Origin of the sequence: Bacillus sp. DTU_2020_1000418_1_SI_GHA_SEK_038, assembly GCF_032341175.1 — a bacterium.
Classification (GTDB): domain Bacteria; phylum Bacillota; class Bacilli; order Bacillales; family Cytobacillaceae; genus Cytobacillus.
Map to the genome: position 1 here is coordinate 3,041,956 of NZ_CP135435.1, position 15,443 is coordinate 3,057,398.

General features: G+C 38.3%; 33 protein-coding genes. 1 reads left to right on the forward strand and 32 read right to left on the reverse strand.

From position 1 onward, the window contains the following. Positions 1-140: 140 nt before the first annotated feature. From RRV45_RS15160 to RRV45_RS15250, 19 genes are all read right to left on the reverse strand, one after another. A complete protein-coding gene (locus RRV45_RS15160; protein ID WP_315665534.1) occupies positions 141-518 on the reverse strand; it encodes a sigma-70 family RNA polymerase sigma factor in 378 nt (125 codons plus the stop codon). Next, positions 518-850 (reverse strand): hypothetical protein, encoded by a 333-nt coding sequence (locus tag RRV45_RS15165; protein ID WP_315665535.1) that lies wholly within the window; start codon positions 848-850, stop codon positions 518-520. Before RRV45_RS15165 ends, RRV45_RS15160 begins: the two co-directional genes overlap by 1 nt. Beyond that, positions 847-1,131: a hypothetical protein gene (locus tag RRV45_RS15170; protein WP_315665536.1), complete on the reverse strand. Its 285-nt coding sequence runs from the start codon at positions 1,129-1,131 to the stop codon at positions 847-849. Before RRV45_RS15170 ends, RRV45_RS15165 begins: the two co-directional genes overlap by 4 nt. Next, on the reverse strand, positions 1,131-1,262 hold the full coding sequence (locus RRV45_RS15175; RefSeq protein ID WP_315665537.1) for a BH0509 family protein: 132 nt from the start codon (positions 1,260-1,262) through the stop codon (positions 1,131-1,133). The genes RRV45_RS15170 and RRV45_RS15175 overlap by 1 nt, the downstream gene beginning before the upstream one ends. Next, positions 1,259-1,531 (reverse strand): nucleoside triphosphate pyrophosphohydrolase family protein, encoded by a 273-nt coding sequence (locus RRV45_RS15180; protein WP_315665538.1) that lies wholly within the window; start codon positions 1,529-1,531, stop codon positions 1,259-1,261. Before RRV45_RS15180 ends, RRV45_RS15175 begins: the two co-directional genes overlap by 4 nt. Before the next feature lie 2 nt (positions 1,532-1,533). Beyond that, complete coding sequence (gene thyX / locus RRV45_RS15185; RefSeq protein WP_315665539.1) at positions 1,534-2,280, reverse strand: FAD-dependent thymidylate synthase; 747 nt, start codon at positions 2,278-2,280, stop codon at positions 1,534-1,536. A 2-nt stretch (positions 2,281-2,282) separates the two neighbouring features. Next, entirely contained in the window at positions 2,283-2,906 is a 624-nt protein-coding gene (locus tag RRV45_RS15190; RefSeq protein ID WP_315665540.1) for a sigma-70 family RNA polymerase sigma factor, read from the reverse strand. Positions 2,907-2,915: 9 nt separating this feature from the next. Further along, positions 2,916-3,311 (reverse strand): single-stranded DNA-binding protein, encoded by a 396-nt coding sequence (locus tag RRV45_RS15195; RefSeq protein ID WP_315665541.1) that lies wholly within the window; start codon positions 3,309-3,311, stop codon positions 2,916-2,918. A gap of 54 nt (positions 3,312-3,365) precedes the next feature. Continuing rightward, complete coding sequence (locus tag RRV45_RS15200; RefSeq protein ID WP_315665542.1) at positions 3,366-3,545, reverse strand: hypothetical protein; 180 nt, start codon at positions 3,543-3,545, stop codon at positions 3,366-3,368. After that, positions 3,508-4,020: an HNH endonuclease signature motif containing protein gene (locus tag RRV45_RS15205; RefSeq protein WP_315665543.1), complete on the reverse strand. Its 513-nt coding sequence runs from the start codon at positions 4,018-4,020 to the stop codon at positions 3,508-3,510. The genes RRV45_RS15200 and RRV45_RS15205 overlap by 38 nt, the downstream gene beginning before the upstream one ends. 11 nt (positions 4,021-4,031) lie before the next feature. Next, on the reverse strand, positions 4,032-4,628 hold the full coding sequence (locus RRV45_RS15210; RefSeq protein WP_315665544.1) for a hypothetical protein: 597 nt from the start codon (positions 4,626-4,628) through the stop codon (positions 4,032-4,034). Then, a complete protein-coding gene (locus RRV45_RS15215) occupies positions 4,625-4,942 on the reverse strand; it encodes a hypothetical protein (RefSeq protein WP_315665545.1) in 318 nt (105 codons plus the stop codon). Before RRV45_RS15215 ends, RRV45_RS15210 begins: the two co-directional genes overlap by 4 nt. Before the next feature lie 18 nt (positions 4,943-4,960). Then, positions 4,961-5,173 carry a hypothetical protein gene (locus RRV45_RS15220; protein ID WP_315665546.1) on the reverse strand — a complete coding sequence of 71 codons (213 nt, stop codon included), beginning with the start codon at positions 5,171-5,173 and terminating at the stop codon, positions 4,961-4,963. Then, entirely contained in the window at positions 5,163-5,369 is a 207-nt protein-coding gene (locus tag RRV45_RS15225) for a hypothetical protein (protein ID WP_315665547.1), read from the reverse strand. The genes RRV45_RS15220 and RRV45_RS15225 overlap by 11 nt, the downstream gene beginning before the upstream one ends. Next, positions 5,359-6,648 (reverse strand): replicative DNA helicase, encoded by a 1,290-nt coding sequence (dnaB, locus tag RRV45_RS15230; protein WP_315665548.1) that lies wholly within the window; start codon positions 6,646-6,648, stop codon positions 5,359-5,361. Before dnaB ends, RRV45_RS15225 begins: the two co-directional genes overlap by 11 nt. Then, complete coding sequence (locus RRV45_RS15235) at positions 6,629-6,898, reverse strand: replicative helicase loader/inhibitor (protein WP_315665549.1); 270 nt, start codon at positions 6,896-6,898, stop codon at positions 6,629-6,631. The genes dnaB and RRV45_RS15235 overlap by 20 nt, the downstream gene beginning before the upstream one ends. Beyond that, positions 6,895-7,551 (reverse strand): hypothetical protein, encoded by a 657-nt coding sequence (locus tag RRV45_RS15240; RefSeq protein ID WP_315665550.1) that lies wholly within the window; start codon positions 7,549-7,551, stop codon positions 6,895-6,897. Before RRV45_RS15240 ends, RRV45_RS15235 begins: the two co-directional genes overlap by 4 nt. Before the next feature lies 1 nt (position 7,552). Continuing rightward, positions 7,553-7,816, reverse strand: a complete 264-nt coding sequence (locus RRV45_RS15245; protein WP_315665551.1) for an AbrB/MazE/SpoVT family DNA-binding domain-containing protein — start codon at positions 7,814-7,816, stop codon at positions 7,553-7,555. 133 nt (positions 7,817-7,949) lie between these two features. Further along, positions 7,950-8,156 carry a helix-turn-helix domain-containing protein gene (locus RRV45_RS15250; RefSeq protein ID WP_315665552.1) on the reverse strand — a complete coding sequence of 69 codons (207 nt, stop codon included), beginning with the start codon at positions 8,154-8,156 and terminating at the stop codon, positions 7,950-7,952. Between the two features lie 161 nt (positions 8,157-8,317). On the opposite strand from RRV45_RS15250, the gene RRV45_RS15255 reads away from it, so the two are divergent. After that, the gene (locus RRV45_RS15255; protein WP_315665553.1) at positions 8,318-8,539 is read left to right on the forward strand and encodes a helix-turn-helix domain-containing protein; all 222 of its coding nucleotides are present in this window, start codon (positions 8,318-8,320) and stop codon (positions 8,537-8,539) included. A 260-nt stretch (positions 8,540-8,799) separates the two neighbouring features. Here RRV45_RS15255 and RRV45_RS15260 read toward each other — a convergent pair whose 3' ends face one another. The 13 genes from RRV45_RS15260 to RRV45_RS15320 all read right to left on the reverse strand — a co-directional run bounded on the left by RRV45_RS15260 (position 8,800) and on the right by RRV45_RS15320 (position 15,293). Further along, positions 8,800-9,390, reverse strand: coding sequence for a hypothetical protein (locus RRV45_RS15260; protein WP_315665554.1), 591 nt, complete (start codon positions 9,388-9,390; stop codon positions 8,800-8,802). 245 nt (positions 9,391-9,635) lie between these two features. After that, positions 9,636-10,004 (reverse strand): YopX family protein, encoded by a 369-nt coding sequence (locus RRV45_RS15265; protein ID WP_315665555.1) that lies wholly within the window; start codon positions 10,002-10,004, stop codon positions 9,636-9,638. Further along, positions 10,001-10,213: a hypothetical protein gene (locus RRV45_RS15270; RefSeq protein WP_315665556.1), complete on the reverse strand. Its 213-nt coding sequence runs from the start codon at positions 10,211-10,213 to the stop codon at positions 10,001-10,003. The genes RRV45_RS15265 and RRV45_RS15270 overlap by 4 nt, the downstream gene beginning before the upstream one ends. A gap of 218 nt (positions 10,214-10,431) precedes the next feature. After that, entirely contained in the window at positions 10,432-11,292 is an 861-nt protein-coding gene (locus RRV45_RS15275; RefSeq protein ID WP_315665557.1) for a DNA cytosine methyltransferase, read from the reverse strand. Positions 11,293-11,324: 32 nt separating this feature from the next. Further along, positions 11,325-11,678: a YopX family protein gene (locus RRV45_RS15280; protein WP_315665558.1), complete on the reverse strand. Its 354-nt coding sequence runs from the start codon at positions 11,676-11,678 to the stop codon at positions 11,325-11,327. Between the two features lie 34 nt (positions 11,679-11,712). Beyond that, the gene (locus RRV45_RS15285) at positions 11,713-11,946 is read right to left on the reverse strand and encodes a hypothetical protein (RefSeq protein WP_315665559.1); all 234 of its coding nucleotides are present in this window, start codon (positions 11,944-11,946) and stop codon (positions 11,713-11,715) included. 36 nt (positions 11,947-11,982) lie between these two features. Then, positions 11,983-12,213 carry a hypothetical protein gene (locus RRV45_RS15290; RefSeq protein ID WP_315665560.1) on the reverse strand — a complete coding sequence of 77 codons (231 nt, stop codon included), beginning with the start codon at positions 12,211-12,213 and terminating at the stop codon, positions 11,983-11,985. 12 nt (positions 12,214-12,225) lie between these two features. Beyond that, positions 12,226-12,876, reverse strand: a complete 651-nt coding sequence (locus RRV45_RS15295; RefSeq protein WP_315665561.1) for an ERF family protein — start codon at positions 12,874-12,876, stop codon at positions 12,226-12,228. A gap of 74 nt (positions 12,877-12,950) precedes the next feature. After that, positions 12,951-13,523, reverse strand: coding sequence for a host-nuclease inhibitor Gam family protein (locus RRV45_RS15300; RefSeq protein WP_315665562.1), 573 nt, complete (start codon positions 13,521-13,523; stop codon positions 12,951-12,953). Positions 13,524-13,534: 11 nt separating this feature from the next. Beyond that, on the reverse strand, positions 13,535-13,744 hold the full coding sequence (locus tag RRV45_RS15305; protein ID WP_410489300.1) for a YqaI family protein: 210 nt from the start codon (positions 13,742-13,744) through the stop codon (positions 13,535-13,537). Beyond that, positions 13,722-14,177: a hypothetical protein gene (locus RRV45_RS15310; protein WP_315665564.1), complete on the reverse strand. Its 456-nt coding sequence runs from the start codon at positions 14,175-14,177 to the stop codon at positions 13,722-13,724. The genes RRV45_RS15305 and RRV45_RS15310 overlap by 23 nt, the downstream gene beginning before the upstream one ends. Before the next feature lie 74 nt (positions 14,178-14,251). After that, positions 14,252-14,938, reverse strand: a complete 687-nt coding sequence (locus tag RRV45_RS15315) for an ORF6N domain-containing protein (protein WP_315665565.1) — start codon at positions 14,936-14,938, stop codon at positions 14,252-14,254. A gap of 124 nt (positions 14,939-15,062) precedes the next feature. Beyond that, positions 15,063-15,293, reverse strand: a complete 231-nt coding sequence (locus tag RRV45_RS15320; RefSeq protein WP_315665566.1) for a helix-turn-helix transcriptional regulator — start codon at positions 15,291-15,293, stop codon at positions 15,063-15,065. Between the last annotated feature and the right edge of the window lie 150 nt (positions 15,294-15,443).

The window sequence follows — 15,443 nt, forward strand, 5'->3', positions numbered from 1 at the left end:
GTTTGTTGCATGTTGATTTCGTGCAGTTCATTATAAAAATACGTTTTTTACAAATAGCAATATTGTGTTTATCCATAAGACGATGTACAAAACCAATGGTACTTCAACCGTTTTCAGAACAATCATCCCTTCGCATTTTTTCAGATTGCCTTTCTCATCTTCATCATAATTTTTCTCACATACTGATGAGTATAATTCAATTCATTTGCGATTTCTTTTAATGACTTGCCTTGCACAAACCGCATATATGCTATTTTCCTTGGCAATTCCTCATAATCATTCATCAAGGATTCTACACGTCTTTTGGTTTCCTCTTTCTTCTTGAGAAGGGATTCTACACGCTCTATTTTGTTGGATAGTTTATCGAATCTTTCTGCCGCATTATCCATCGGTACCGAATGAAACAGCCTTCCACCGATCCACCACTGTTCCCTTTCTGATTCTGCTAGTTCCAGTTGTTCTTTAAGAATTTCGATTTCTAAGCATAAATCGTTATAAAGAATGAACGTGTCTAGCACTAGATCACCTCATGATATTTGCTTATCGTTTGCAGTACGCTCGCTTGTGTTTTAACGGCTTCTAAGGCTGAAATTCCACTCTTGAACATATCCTTAGCTAAATCCCTTTCGAACTTCAAATAAGCAACCTTGCCCCTTGCTAAGTCCGGTATAAGGGTAGCTTGTACACCGTCAGCACGTAGTTGAGCAATCTCTTTCGCCAATGCTTCTCGATACACTTTTTCAAACTCCGCTTTTGCTTTAGCTAGTTTAAATATTTCTTTACTTGCTTTATCTATTCGTTTGGAGACTGTATGCATTTCTTTTGTGATCTCGATTAGTTCAATGCTCATTTCATCAGCTCCTTAAACTTATCCAGCGTCATGCACACAATCCATTGTTTCCCGTCAGTTCTTAAAGCTACCGCATCCGGCTTTTCCCTTTCATCCTCTATCCAATCGTAAAGCTGTTTAAAGCCACTCTTGCGCCTTTTTACTTCCCATGCTAACCCTAAGCCTATTACATCGTTTGCATATCCTTCTTGAGCCCCCGATAAAGGCACACGATGACCGCCTATTAATTTAGCAAACTCTCTTTCTGCACGTTGTCCTTTATCTCTGCTTGCCTTCCCCATTAACCCACACGCTCCTTATAGAGCTTTTCGAGTTGTTCATCAGTCAACTTGATTAAATACTCTCTGCTGTATGCTGTTCTCCATTCCAGCACGCTGATCATATTTTCTCTCTCCCAAGCATCGAGTTTCATAGTTCTTTCCCTCTCTCCACGACTTGTTCAGCAATTGCGACCGCAACAGCTGCCACTTGCACTAATTCTTTATATAAATCATCTGCATCCGATTCTTTATAGCTAAAATCCCCAATTTGCATTGCTTGAGCGACTTCGCCAACTTCTTCGATTAGGATTTTTAACCAATCGCCCATTGGATGGCGTTGTCTGCCCCATAATTGATTTTGCCTAATTCTTTCTAACCACACATCATCCATGACTGGTCTTGTTAACTTATCTGCCTCCACGACTATTCTCCTTTGCCGAAAAACTGTTCTGTCCAACATTCCGCATTTACCACTTCACCTTTTATCTTTTCAGCTAATTCCCTGATTTCCCATTGAGCTTGTTTTGCTGATCGCTTGCCGTAAAAATCTAGGATGGAGCGCAAATTCCCCGTTAAGACTAAATTGCATGTTGCAGCATTAGGGAGAATGTAACGAGCATCTTCAGCTGGCACTCCGTATTTTCTTAAATCGTCATAAATGTCTTGAATCCTCTCCATAGCGATAGAGTACATATCAAGCGTTTGGTCATTCTTTTCAACACTCGCTGGGATAACGTAATCAAATCCCCCGCTTTTAGATGTCGTTTCAAGTTTGTTATAGCGTTGTGACTGTACGCTATAAGAAAAGTGTCTGTGTCTTGTTAATTGGGCTAATAACGAGCGCGAAATGCCTTCAATGGCAAATGTGAAGTTAAGGTGCTCCATCGTTGACGTATGACCGCTATTGACAATGTGACGTAATAATCTGTCTGCATCTGTTCCCGACTTCCCATCCGAAGCTTCTGAACCAAAGTATTTTTCGCCTTCTAATTCCACGATTTCAGAAGGGTTATTATGCGAGTAGCACGTTCTGATTGCTGTTAAGGCAATCACTTGTCCGTCTGTACATCCCCAATAATCCTGTGGCGTTTCCCAGTCACAATCCCCTGTTCTGTCAATCAAAAATACATCATCAACTAATTTTGAGTGAGCTAATAGCTTAACTTCCATCTTCAAGCCCCCATTTTCTTTTTTAATTTGGCATATGCCCTTTTTAACAAAACACTCGCATAGGTATCTCTATATCCAAGCATTCTACTGATCTCGTATTGTCCATAACCTTGATGCTCTAGGCTAATTGCTTTCTTTTCTACGTCATTTAAAACGTCCCAACTATTTTCAATCATGATTTTATTAATAACCGTTCGTTCCACATTTACAGGTGATTGAAAGATTTTGGTTTGAATCTTTTCGTCTAGGTGATCCACATCTTTAGTGCTGATATTGGCAAATCTCTTTTCTGCTTGTGCATCACGAATCATTTTCATAAACCTGCCTTTAAGACACATGATGATAAATGTTTTAAATGTCCTCAGGCTAGGTTTAAACTTTTCGACCTGAAGCATAATCTCGATATGCCCAATATGAATCAATTCCTGCCGATCCATTTTTAATTGATGTTTGAGAATGTATTTCGCATTTTGGAATACCTGCTTAGCTGAAAACACGATGATTCCTTCCCATAAGTTACGTTTAATCATTTCAAGAGCTGCCCCCTTCAATAAAGAAGGAGGACACTCATTGTCAAAACCAACGATACACATTAATTGTTCATCTGTTGCTAGTTCCCATTTCATGATGTTCACCTAAAACGGGAGATCAGAATCTTCTATATCTGGTTGACCGCCAGCGAATGGGTCTGATGGATCCTCTGTATATTTTTGCGTTTGTTGCTTATCCTTTTTGCTGTCCAAGAAAGTAATTTGATTAGCAATAACTTCAGTAACATAAACTTTACGACCTTCGCTATTTTCATAGTTCCTAGTTTGTATAGAACCACTTACCGAAATTTGTGAACCTTTTTCTGTATAATTAGCTAGATTTTCTGCTGTTTTCTTGAAGCACACGCAATTGATAAAGTCTGCTTCATCCTTTTTCATGCGATTGACTGCTAGTGTAAAGCTTGCTACTGGTGTTCCATTCGGGCTGTAACGTAATTCTGCCGCCTTCGTCATTCTTCCAACCAAACTCACATTATTCATGGTTGTTCCCCTTTCTGTTCCCGTAGGAATTGACATATAATATATATTGGGTTTTTATGCTCTTTTTTCTTTAAACTCATAATATTTGCCATTAAAAATCAATACCTCATGCGCTTTGCTATATCGATTATCCTTTTTTAGTTGTTCCTTTTTGATACCAGGCTCCCATACGGTAACAATCAGCAACTCTTCACCTTCAAAGTTCTGCTTCCGATGATGTGTCACCCTTCGCATGTTCTTCCTCCTTCACCATAAAAGTTTCATATGCTTCTTTCGCGGTGTTTGGAATTAAACCTAATGCGAATAAATCAAAGCGATCCATGTAATAAAATTTACCGTATAACTTCCTGTGTTCTTCCTGCAGCTGTATCATGAGTGTGTTTCCGTTCTTTCCATGCACTCCATTTTCTCCCCTGTGGTGTTCTGGACATAAGGCTCGAAGATTTCTCCACATTCCCCTGCCTGATTCTCCGCTGTATTTCTTAGGAAACACATGATGCATTTCTACATTGGGATTTCCGCATACCCAACAAGTTTCTCCATGCTTCCTTAGAGCTTCGTTATATTCAACTGCAGTAATTCTTCCTCTCGTTTTCTTTGTGGGAATAACCCTGCCTTTTATAACTTGCGGTTTCTTTTTCTTTTGTGCTGGATACCGCTTCTTTTTGTACTTAGGCTTGTCCTTTGGCTTGGATACAGGCTTAGGCACAGGATGGAATCCTAGATCCATAGCGCAACCAATTCCCTTAGCGCCTTGTTTTCTTGAGCAAAACGCTTAATTGTAATATCAACGTTTTCAAAGTCACGCTTCACGTTCTCAAGTTCATAATCCTTTCTTACAAGTTCATCCCTTGTTTCCAGGAGTTGATCACGGTAGTTGTCTCTTTCTGTTCTTAAGCTACTAACCTCTAATTTTGCATCTTCACATGCTGTGCTTAATTCACTGATTAACGTCCTGTATTCGGCTTCTTGATCCGTTTTCGAGGGTTTAGTCTCAGAAACTTCTGGAACATCTGCAGCCGGCTGTTTTGGCTTTGTAAGTTCATTTCTTTTCCACGCCTTCAACCGATTGTAAAGAGTAGCTACACTGGTTTTCATTTCATCTGCTATTTGAGCGTTTGATATACCCTTCGCCCGCATCTTTTCATAATCTGCTTGAGTGTACACTTTCGTTCCTCCCTTATCTCCATTTCGGTATTTTGCTAATTCCTCAGGAGAGAGGAAGGAAGTCTTGACGCTGCTATCCCATATGTCTTTGCTTCCTCTCGTACCAAACCGTGGTTCACCAGTGCGATATTTTGAGATTTTGGCACTCATGAGACATCACTTCCACTTTTTAATACTCCGTATCCTGCAATATCTTTCCAAGGGTTTTCTTCAAATGCCCCTTTATTTGTCGCAAGACGCATTAACTTATCAAATATCCGAACGATAGCTAACATATCGCTATATTGCTCTGGATTAATTCCATTTGGGTAAAGTAACTTTAGAAAATCGTCTGACTTATTGAAAGCATCCCCGTAAGCTTTGTTTTTTTCGTCTACAAGTTGACCGATAGATAAAGCAACTCTTTCGTATTTTCCTGTGTTTGGATGTGCTTGTATCGGCAATTGGTCAAAGTTAATACTCAATTTGCTCACCTCATTTAATTATTCCACTTTTTCAAAGTACTGCTTGCCAAAATGGTTCACGATCAGCTCCATTGTCTTTGGTCCAATCCCCTTCACCTTGTCTAACCCTTCAAACCGACTGGCGAATAAATTCATAGCTGCGTTTGTTCCGAACTTCTGCCCTAAGATAAAGCCTGTTTCGTAACCCTCTTTACGGGCTTTTTCAATTACAGGGTTTTTCTTAGCCCCCATTCCGTTTCACCTCGTATTCTTTTAAATGGTTATTCACATAATCACGATGTTTGGGGTTGAAGAAAAACTTATGTAAAATCTCGCTGTTATCTTCCATCCGGAATAATTTCTTTTCATACACCCCAAACTCGATAACTAATTGCAGGCTGAAATGTTTACCCTTTAAAGCTTCTGCATACAACTCTCTAACCGTCATACCTTCGCTCCAAATTCAGGAAGGTGTTACTTTCTTTTAAATAAGCTAACTGCGCAACTCCAAGTGATCCGTTTCTGTTTTTTGAAACTATCACTTCAATAATGTTTTTATTTTCAGTATCTTTGTCATAATAATCATCCCTGTGGAGGAAAAGGATTTTGTCGGCATCTTGTTCTATCTCTCCGCTATCCCTTAAATCTGAAAGCATAGGCCGTTTATCTTGCCTTTGCTCCACCCCCCTTGATAATTGAGATAAGAGTATAACTGGTACGTTTAAATCTCTTGCCATCCGTTTTAAGTTTCTGCTGACTTCCCCCACCTCTAAATGGCGTTCTCTGCGACCGCTTCCTTGTATTAAGGTAAGGTAGTCGATAATCACTAAGTGACGTTTATCTGGATGTTTACGAATGTTCTTTTTTGTTCTTGAGCGTATTTCTTGTACGGTTACCTTCGATTTATCGCAAATATCAAGGTTGTGTTTGTAATTGGAGAGTATCCCTTGTGCCGCCTGATACCTCTTCCAATCTTCTTCATCAAATCTTTTTAAAGCATTTTTTATTTTCATGGAATTAATTCCACCAATGCTGCATAACATTCTAGTAAGTAACGACTTGTCCGACATTTCTAACGAAAAGAAATTTACAAAGTGGTTATTCTTCATAGCGTTGTTGGCTATCGCTAATGAAAAGGCTGTTTTTCCGACTGACGGCCGTGCTGCTAAGATTAGTAATTCTTCTTCACTTAGACCATCCAGAAGGTTGTCCAGTTCTACGAATCCGGTTGGTATGCCATTAATGCCTTCCTTCTTCGTTTCCACATCATCATGGATGGAATAAAGAACTTCGGATAAATCGAAATCCGATTCTTGACCATGATCCAGTGTTTCATTTATTTCTGCTATTGCTTGTTTTAACTTCTCTATATCCCTGGGGGAATTTACTTCCGACAAGGTTTGAGTTATCTCTTTAGTTTTTCTAATTTGAAATTCTTCAAAAACATACTGTTCGTATTGTTTAAAATTCTCTTCATTGGTCATAATGTTGTATAGGTCAGCTAAGTAGCTTGAACCACCAATGAATATGATTTCGTTCCCTAATTCAGTGTTGAGTGATACAATATCTATAGGGATTTCTTTCCTTTCAAGCTGTCGCATAGCTTGAAATATTTTTTTGTGTGGAACATATTCAAAGTGTTCTTCGTTTAGCGCGATCTCTTTAATGAGTTCGCCTTTTTTTATGATGCAGGAAAGTAATGCTTGTTCACTGTTTTCTAGCTGCATTCTTTTCCCACTCCTTTATTTGGTCCAGTACATTTGTTTTATAAGCTTCGTGATTTCGTTCTCTCAAATCTGCAAGCGTAGGAGGGAATTTACTTTCTAAAACAAACTTTTCAGCATTCCTCATAACTACTGCTGGATTTTGATCTTTAAGCAACCTAGCCCATGTATCAATTTTTTCTGTCGTTGCTTCAAACTGCGGATAAACATTAACAAGAAGTTTAAATATCTCTTTAACATGCTCCCTGTTCATAGGTCCTCCCAATTAATTTGTTTTTTAGGCTTAGAATTTTTTCTTTCCCAAGCAAGGATAGTTAAATAATCATTCTTGTACTTAACCCCTTTAGAGCCTTTGTAAAGATTTAGATTTTCTATTCTGTCCTTTGTTCCTTGCTCTCCGAATTGTTCTAAAAGCTTTTCATATTCTGATTGAGTCATAGAAACAAATTCAGCATATTTATTCTTCTTTTCATTCTTAACATTATTAACATTCTTGTTTGTGTTCAGTTGATGTTCAATTGTTGTTCGTTTGTTGTTCAGTTGATGTTCAATATCCTGTTCACTTTCTTGGTAATCAGCCCATTTAACTATTGATACAACGCTGTATTTAGTGGTTTTTTTGATGTTCAACATTCCCCACAATTCTAGATTGTTTAAGTATCTCCACCAAGTTGATTCACTCTGCCTTAATTTCGGTTTCATCCCCTTATTTAAGTCATCTGATAAAGAGGTTCTTCCAGTGACAAATTCTCCTGGCATTAGCTTGATAACTTGATTTCCAACTAACTGTTCTCGTTCTTTGTGGGATGCCTTCATCAAACAGTACATCCATAGTTTTAAATAAACGGGATCTTGCCAAACAGGACTGCACATCATTTTGCGATAAACCTTTATATAGCCTTTCACGTTATCCCTTCTTTATAAATTCAATGGCATCTTTGATGTGTTCCTCTCCGGTCATATCAGGCATCATTTCTAATGCAGTAATCAATTTGCTGATTATCTCGCTTTTTTCATCATCTTTCCGATACTTGCGAATAACTAACCCTTCACTACTCATAAACATTTCCATTGGTGTGTTAGTATCCCAACCGTGAGCCCTTCTTACTTCCTTTGGGACTACAATTCTCCCTAAATCATCAATTTTGCGAATGATCCCTAATGCCTTCATTTACTTTTCCTCCTTTATTTTTTGGCTTAACAACTTCCCTAAACAATCGGCACACAATGTACGGTTCCAGTGTATTGCGCTATGTGTCTGACATTCGATGCATTTCTTGATTTCAATTTTCATAGAAAGCACCTCACTTTTTAATGACAAGCAATTCCCCAACTTCACAATCCAGTTTGTTACATAAATTAATCAAAAAATCACGATCAAAGCTGTTAGTTTCATTGTTTGCTAACTTGCGTAAAAGGTAATAACTCAATCCGTTATCTTTCGCAAATTTTTGCAATGATTTGTAGCCTTTATCAGCTACCAAAGCCCTAACTCTTGTATGAAGTTCCACTTTTTCACCTCCGTTGGTTCTATTTACCTCTTACAATTAATATTGTAATAGATATAATAAGTAATGTAAAGGATGTAATAATAAATTTATCTATAATTGTGCAAATTTTTGTCATACATTATAATTAATTGCATATACTAGAGTGAAAGATGGGTTGTCCAATGAAAGTATTAAAAAATAACCTGCGCTTACTTATGGCTAAAAAAGGTGTTCGGACTATGGTCGAGCTGGAAGAAAAGTCAGGAGTAAGCCGTCAGGTACTGGATCGGTTTGAAAAAGATAAATCCAAACGATTAGATTTTGAAACTGTTGTAAAGCTTTGCCAATTCTTTGAATGCGAAGTTGGAGAATTGCTTTACATTGATGAACAAGAGGGAGAATAACCTCCCTCCCCTTGCTAATTAACTGGCTCTATCTTTTGTTTCCTTAAAACTTCGCTATAGCACTCTTATACAAATCAAGTACACATTCTGGACAAAGTCGAATGGTGGTGGTTTGGTTTTCGTTCAGGCCTATTGATATATCAAGGATTTTTTCATTTGAATAACAAGACTGACAACGGACATATCTTTTCTCAACAACCTCAACGCTTATCAATATTCAATCACTCCTTTCTGATAAACACTTCCTACCTTTTGTTTCGTTATTCGCCTTCTTTATATCTGCTGAAATGGTAATCATCCATTCCATCACTTTTAGGCTGTTCTTTTTGGAAATGCAAATAGTCCTCAAAATCTCCGATATATTCATCATGAGAAGCTGCATATTCCTTCTTTGTCATATCCCAGCACCCCTTACACATAGAAGCTGGAATATCACCCATAAATGGAGTTGGTCGCACTTTATCGACATATTGCTCACAATAATCACACTGTTTTTTATCAACACATTCTTTGCACCAATATTCTCCCAGCGATTCACCAACTTTATATTCATTTGTTTCAAGGTCAATCTTTTTATTACATGCGACACATTCCTCAAAATGTTCTTCGTGAAGATCATTACCCCAATGTCCATGACGCTTCAAAATTTCAATGATTTTATCTGCATATGGTTCGTCTGTATTGATTACAAGGTATTTTTGATAATTCCTTTTACCATCTAATCGCCTGCCACTTCTGATTTCCTCTAACAAGTATTCCAGATGTATTTTTTGAGTATCAGTGAGATGTTTTTCAATGTCCTCATTTTTGATTACAGTAAATTTCATTTCCATACCTTTTAAATTCGACATCCTCTTTCCCTCCTAATTAACTGATCTATCATTTTGTTTCCAAGACCTTAATCCTTGCCCCGCACTTGCACTTGTTTATGTGCTTTATCAATTCAACTTCGCTTCCGCATTTATTTTCATCGGTTACTCCTTTTTTAACTTGCTGGTAACTTGCGCATTAATTTCGAAATGCGAACTAAATACTAAACATTACACAAGTAAAAATAACCCCACAAATAAAACCTAAAATCCACTTTCCCATGCTTTCACCTCTCTTCGGGATATTCTGTAAGCAGTTCTTTGTTTTCGTGAATATTACCTATGACTTTCCATCCGTACTTATCATATCGTGTTGCTCCACGATAAGTATTCGGATAATAACCACCACCATATCCTCGAAAAGTAAACTCTTGCTTATAATCGTGCCACGTTACATAGAACCTTTCTTTTGTGCCTAATTCAACAATATCCCCTTCGTAAATCTCTTTACCTTCCTTGTCTTTTAAACCTGTATATTGCATGGCATACGTCCAGCGGTCATTTTCTTTATTTAAATCACTGACCATCCATTCGTCTGATTCATAAACCATTTCTTTGTGCCTTTTATTAAAAGCTCTAAATTTTAATTCCCTCATTTGTCCATCTCCTTAATCCATACCCCATGTTTTAAATTTGCTAGAGTGTAATTAAATAACGGCAATCTTCCGAGCTTCTTTGTCCACAAAAAGTTAATCGGAAACCATGTTTCATCAATGTCCTCTCCGTTTTCGAACAAAAATCCTACTGGCTGTGTTTTATTTAACTCAATAGCTTCCTCAAAATTAACGTATTTTCTTTCGTTCATTTTCTCTCTCCTTACTGCACAATATTTGTCAAATCTACACCTTACTTTTACGGCCATTTATATAATCAGCATGAACCAAAGCATAGTTTTGACCGTTAAACCTAATGCTAGTTGGTACACCGTTTTTAGCTTTCAAGACCTCAACAACAGGCCTAAAGCTATCACCTTTTTGACGAGCCTTTGGTTTCCTTATTGATCTCACCCCTTAGGAAATTCCTTTACTCTTGTGTTTCCATGTCATGAATTTGTTTAATGAATTTAAAAATCGGATATATCTGTTGCGGAACTACTGCATTTCCCAAGGCTTTTAATCTATCTTTGTCCAATCGTTTGGAAATCCCATCATCCACTCTACAAACTGTGGGTTGATTATTTTCCCAATGCTCTCCGGATGATGCTCCCCGATACTCCCAGGAAGAACTTTTCCATGTTTCCCTGCTGCTTCTGATGGAGCTAGCGCTCTTATTGGTTTGTAATTTTGACTCGCTGTTGGAGTTGCGTAAAACCTTCTTAATATCTCGCCTGATACCGAATCTCTTTTCCGCTGACTTGGTGGAAGAGTTATGTTTTTGTAATCGCTTGCTGTAGGAGTGGGCCACAATGAAGATTCTGTCTCTCCTATGGTTGGCATTGACGGCAACAGCCGGTATAATAAACGATTGCCCTCTGTAACCGATACTTTCCAGGTCAAGAAGTGCGTTATCGAGCCCCATATTGGCGAAGTTAGCAACATTCTCGCCAACAACCCAAGTTGGTCTAATCTCTTCGATGATCCTAAACATTTCTCCCCAGAGTGCACGGTCATCATCTTCGCCTTTTTTGAGCCCGGCAATACTGTAAGGTTGACAAGGGAATCCTCCGGAAATAAGTTCAATTGCTCCAATGTCTACTCCCCTTTCTTCCAATGTTTGCTTATTTAATGTACATACATCATCAAAAATCGGAACAGAAGGCCAATGCTTATTTAAGACTTCTTGGCAAAATGGTTCACGCTCACAGAAGGCTACAGTTTCAATTCCAGCCCATTCAGCAGCAAGGGCAATTCCCCCGATTCCTGCGAATAACTCGATGCTTTTCATCGGCCGACTCCTTTCTATGAAACTTAATTAATTCAAGAGCTGATTAACTCCGGATTTTCGTAAATGTTGCCGATGACTTCAGACCAATTACTAAAAATGTTCAAGCAATCATCAACATGATTTTTGCTTAAAGCATCGAAACCTTTACCCAAAAAACATCCACCATCAAAATAGACTTCTAAAATTGTTCCTCTTCCGTTTTTTACAATATCACCCTCATAAATATCCTTGCCGTTCTTGTCTTTTAGGCCTGTGTATTGCATAACAACTGCATCTAATTTGACTTCGTTGTAAACAGGAAACCCAAAAGGACTAATCCAGAAAGGTCTATCGCCGGCATTTTTCATTATTCCGTTTTCAAATATCCGAAACTTTATCTCACGCACGTTCATTCCTCCTTTAAGGAAACTAAATACAAATTCAGTTGTTTATAACTCCGCACATCATCAGGACTGCGACAATCCCACTAAACGCCCAAAACACATATGGCCAAATCCAATGACAATGATTCAAAAACACACAAACTTCTTCGTCTGTTACTTCCATTTGCTTCTTTACCGTTCTAACAGGTCTAACTGACTGATATTGAATCGCTAACGTATCCAAGGTGTATGTAGTTCTAAGGGTGCGATCATTAGTGTAATTTGGCTGCATATCTAATCCCCCCAAGGGAGCCGAAGCCCCCTCTATTTATTTAGCGAAAAACGGTAGATACATTTCAGTGCGTTTCTTTTCTTTAATCGAATATTTCTTAGCTGTAGCCTTTAACTTTGCATTTTCTTTCATAAGAGAATCAGCAAGGATGCAAGTGTTTACTAAAGCGTTACGCAATTCTGATGCCGTTACTTCTTTCCCTTCAATGGAATCACGTACAAGTTGAACCGCTTTTTGAATTTCTTCCACACGTTGAATGTTTTTCATGTTGTTATCCTCCTATGCACCTTGTTTAAGGGCGTTATTTAGTATTTCAATAGCCTTGCTTGCATCAGACGGGCTATACCATTCCATATCCTTTTTCATTTGTTTATGGAGGGCTTGGTAGGTTTTTTCTTTGGTGCTTCCGGTGTAATTCGCAACATCGACTAAGAGTTTGTTGATAAGGTTTAATTGCTTATCAGTTGCCGCTTGCGCTTTATTTGTTTTACCCTTCGCATTACCTTCATGAATAATCCCATTCGCATCATCGTCATCTTCACTAGAGATTCCAAGCAAGGAAGAAAGCGAATACCTTCTGCTGTACGTGATGGCGATCCCAGCTGCTTGAGCATCATATATTTTTACTGCATCTTTGCCTAATTTATAGGCAGGAAGAATAATAGGATCTGATTCAATCCATTCCCCTGATTCGTGCATGAGAAGTGTAGTTGTGCCGATATGAAGCCCATCCTCTGACGTTGAGGGGGATTGGATATAAGACAAACCAAACTTCGCTAGAACGGGTTTAACAGTGTTTATAACGTTATCTAAAGTTGAGTACTTACTTTTATACATCGGGTTTGTTGCGTTGTTGCTAGGATTCTTCACTTCCGCTTGGAATTTCGCTAACGCACAAGCGATTTCCTTAATAGATTCAGAACGTTTCATTTTCATTCTCCTTTTGGTACAATGACCGTAAAGTGTGTTTTTTAGAGAGGGAAGCTGATGGCGGTCAGCAACCCTCAGTTATTTAGCTCCACAGTGAATTTTTCATCACGTTCTACCACAACTACTCCTGGAACTTGTTCTCCGTTCATGTCATACAATTTTCCGTCAGCAACTACACAACTTTTCTTTAACTCTGCCCAATCGGTTGATTCTTTCACTTTCACAAACCCTGCTAATTTCGCATATTCCAGTAATGTTGCTTCATCTTTTTGGAACTCTGGTTGTTGTTTCTTCAAACTCACTTTGCCATAAGGGAAGGACCATGTTTTCTTTGGCTTCTTCCCTACTTCAATCTGCTCCGCAATTTCTTTTCTCATGTATTGCTCGAGTAAAATAGTGTAATAGGCCTGCTTTTCTTCATGTTCCACTTTCGCTTGAATGCCCCATTCTTTGATTTTTTCGATTTTTGCTAAGTATGGAGCGATCTGCTTTTCAATAATGCGGTCGATCTCCGCTTGACGTTCCACGAACCAAGCAATTCTTCTTTGCGCTTCAATAGCTGATTCCAAATCGTTTACCACAAAAGCGACTTGCATTTCCTCTGTTTCTTGCTCGTTAATATCAAGCAACACGTTTTCTAAACTCATTTAACATCCTCCTATTCAGCTGTTTTAAAAGTGAATTCCAATTCTTCTGATAAATAACGCTCCAAGTTATCCTTTAAAATGAGCTCTCCGTCAAACTCGCAGTATTCATCACCTGCAAGGATTTCATCACCGAAGAAGTCAATTCCAGCATGTTCCGGTTGATTCATCATATTAGGGTAGCCAGTGCGCTCGATTCGACTAATCATTGGATGCTCTAGCAAGTTCCTCACCTCCCGAAAGGTCTACATCCTCAACCATGTAGTTTGAATAAAAGAATGTACCCCGAAAATTGGCGCTTATATTGCCTACCGAAAGCCATTTAACCCCATTGCTTTGTATTAAATTTACTGGTTCATCTGTTATCCCACTAAGTTCAGCAGCTAACTTTTCCGCATCCTCCCTGCTTCTTCCAAAGCTATTGAAACTCATTTCAATTTGCGCGCCATTGTCGATAGCGTTAGAGATAAACTCCATTAATTTTTCTTTATTCACACCAATATTTTTGACATTGTCAGCAAACACATTTTTAATGTCATTTCCCAGTTCATCACATTTCACAACAAGCATTTTACGACCGTCATAATCACTGTTGTAGCTATCAATAACAACACCTTCTTTTGCCTGGCCTTCAACTTCGATTATCACCTTTTCCATTTTTCCTTCCTCCTTAAATTTATCTGCCCAATCAGATTGGACGATTTGCTGGTGAAGCTTTTCGAGTAGGTTCATCAAACGGTCACTTTCCTTGGAATCCAAGCTTCGATATACCTTGTGGCCGCCTGCGTATCCTTGCGCTTAATATCCTTGTAACTCGAAACTCCGAAACGATCTTTAATTTCCCTGTGCAACTCCCGGAATAAATTTGACCTTTCTTCTGAATCACTGCATAACTCATAAACTTTAGCCGCTATACCCCTTTGAATCTTTCTTTGCTCGCCATGATCTAAAGTGATTTGGTTTTCAACCATTCCCCTGATCTCTTTGACTTCACTTTTTACAAAGGTGATTTCTTCGGCTGTTTCAAGAGAAAGCTTCATGGAAGCTATTAATTGTTCGCGTTCTGTAAGGACTTTTACTTGTTGTTGGATATTGTAGTAATCATCTACAAGCATTTCGTAAGCATCCCAAGCTTCGTCAGTGTTTAAAGATTTCGCATGAAGCCATGCCCCTTTTTCGGTCCAGAGGTATAATACAGATGTGAATTTTAGGCTATCTTCAAATTGAGGATAGGCTTTTTTAAACTGACGAAGTTCTTCTTCATTTAATTCAATAAAATGTTTGCCGCTTGTATAGCGATTCCGATTCCGCGAATAATTTTGACTAATAATCTTAGTTGTAGTTCCATACGCTTCTGCCAACTGTGCTGTTGTTAAAACTCTTGCCCCGTTTTGTTCAATAATTTGTAGTTCGTTCATTTCTCCATCTCCCTTTTGTGATTCGTTATGCAGTTTTCTTTTGTTTTTCGAGAATTCTTGGTAAAGAAGTTTTCTCGAATAACGCAAGCCATAATTTAATGGTCTGTACTGATGGTTGTTTCACTTAGTTGTCACCCTTTCTTTTTGTCCATTTTGGGAAATCTGAAAGCAAAAAAATATCATCTAATGAGCAATCCAAAATTTTCGCCGCTAATATCGCTTTGCTTGCTGGCAGCCCTCTTTTCCCCTGTTCGATTTCGTTGTACTTTGAAAGTGACTTATAACCAAGCATTTTAGCCATTTCTTGCTGTTGCAAACCCTTTGCTTCCCTTAGCTGCCTAATATTTGTTGTCATTTTAATTAACCACCCCCTCATAATTATTTTCCCAATATGGGAAGTAGATTAACCTTAGTATAGCTTCCCATATTGGGAAAGTCAACAGTTACTTTTGTCTTTTTTGGGATATTCAATCTCCATCTATTTAAATTCTACAAATTGGAAGAT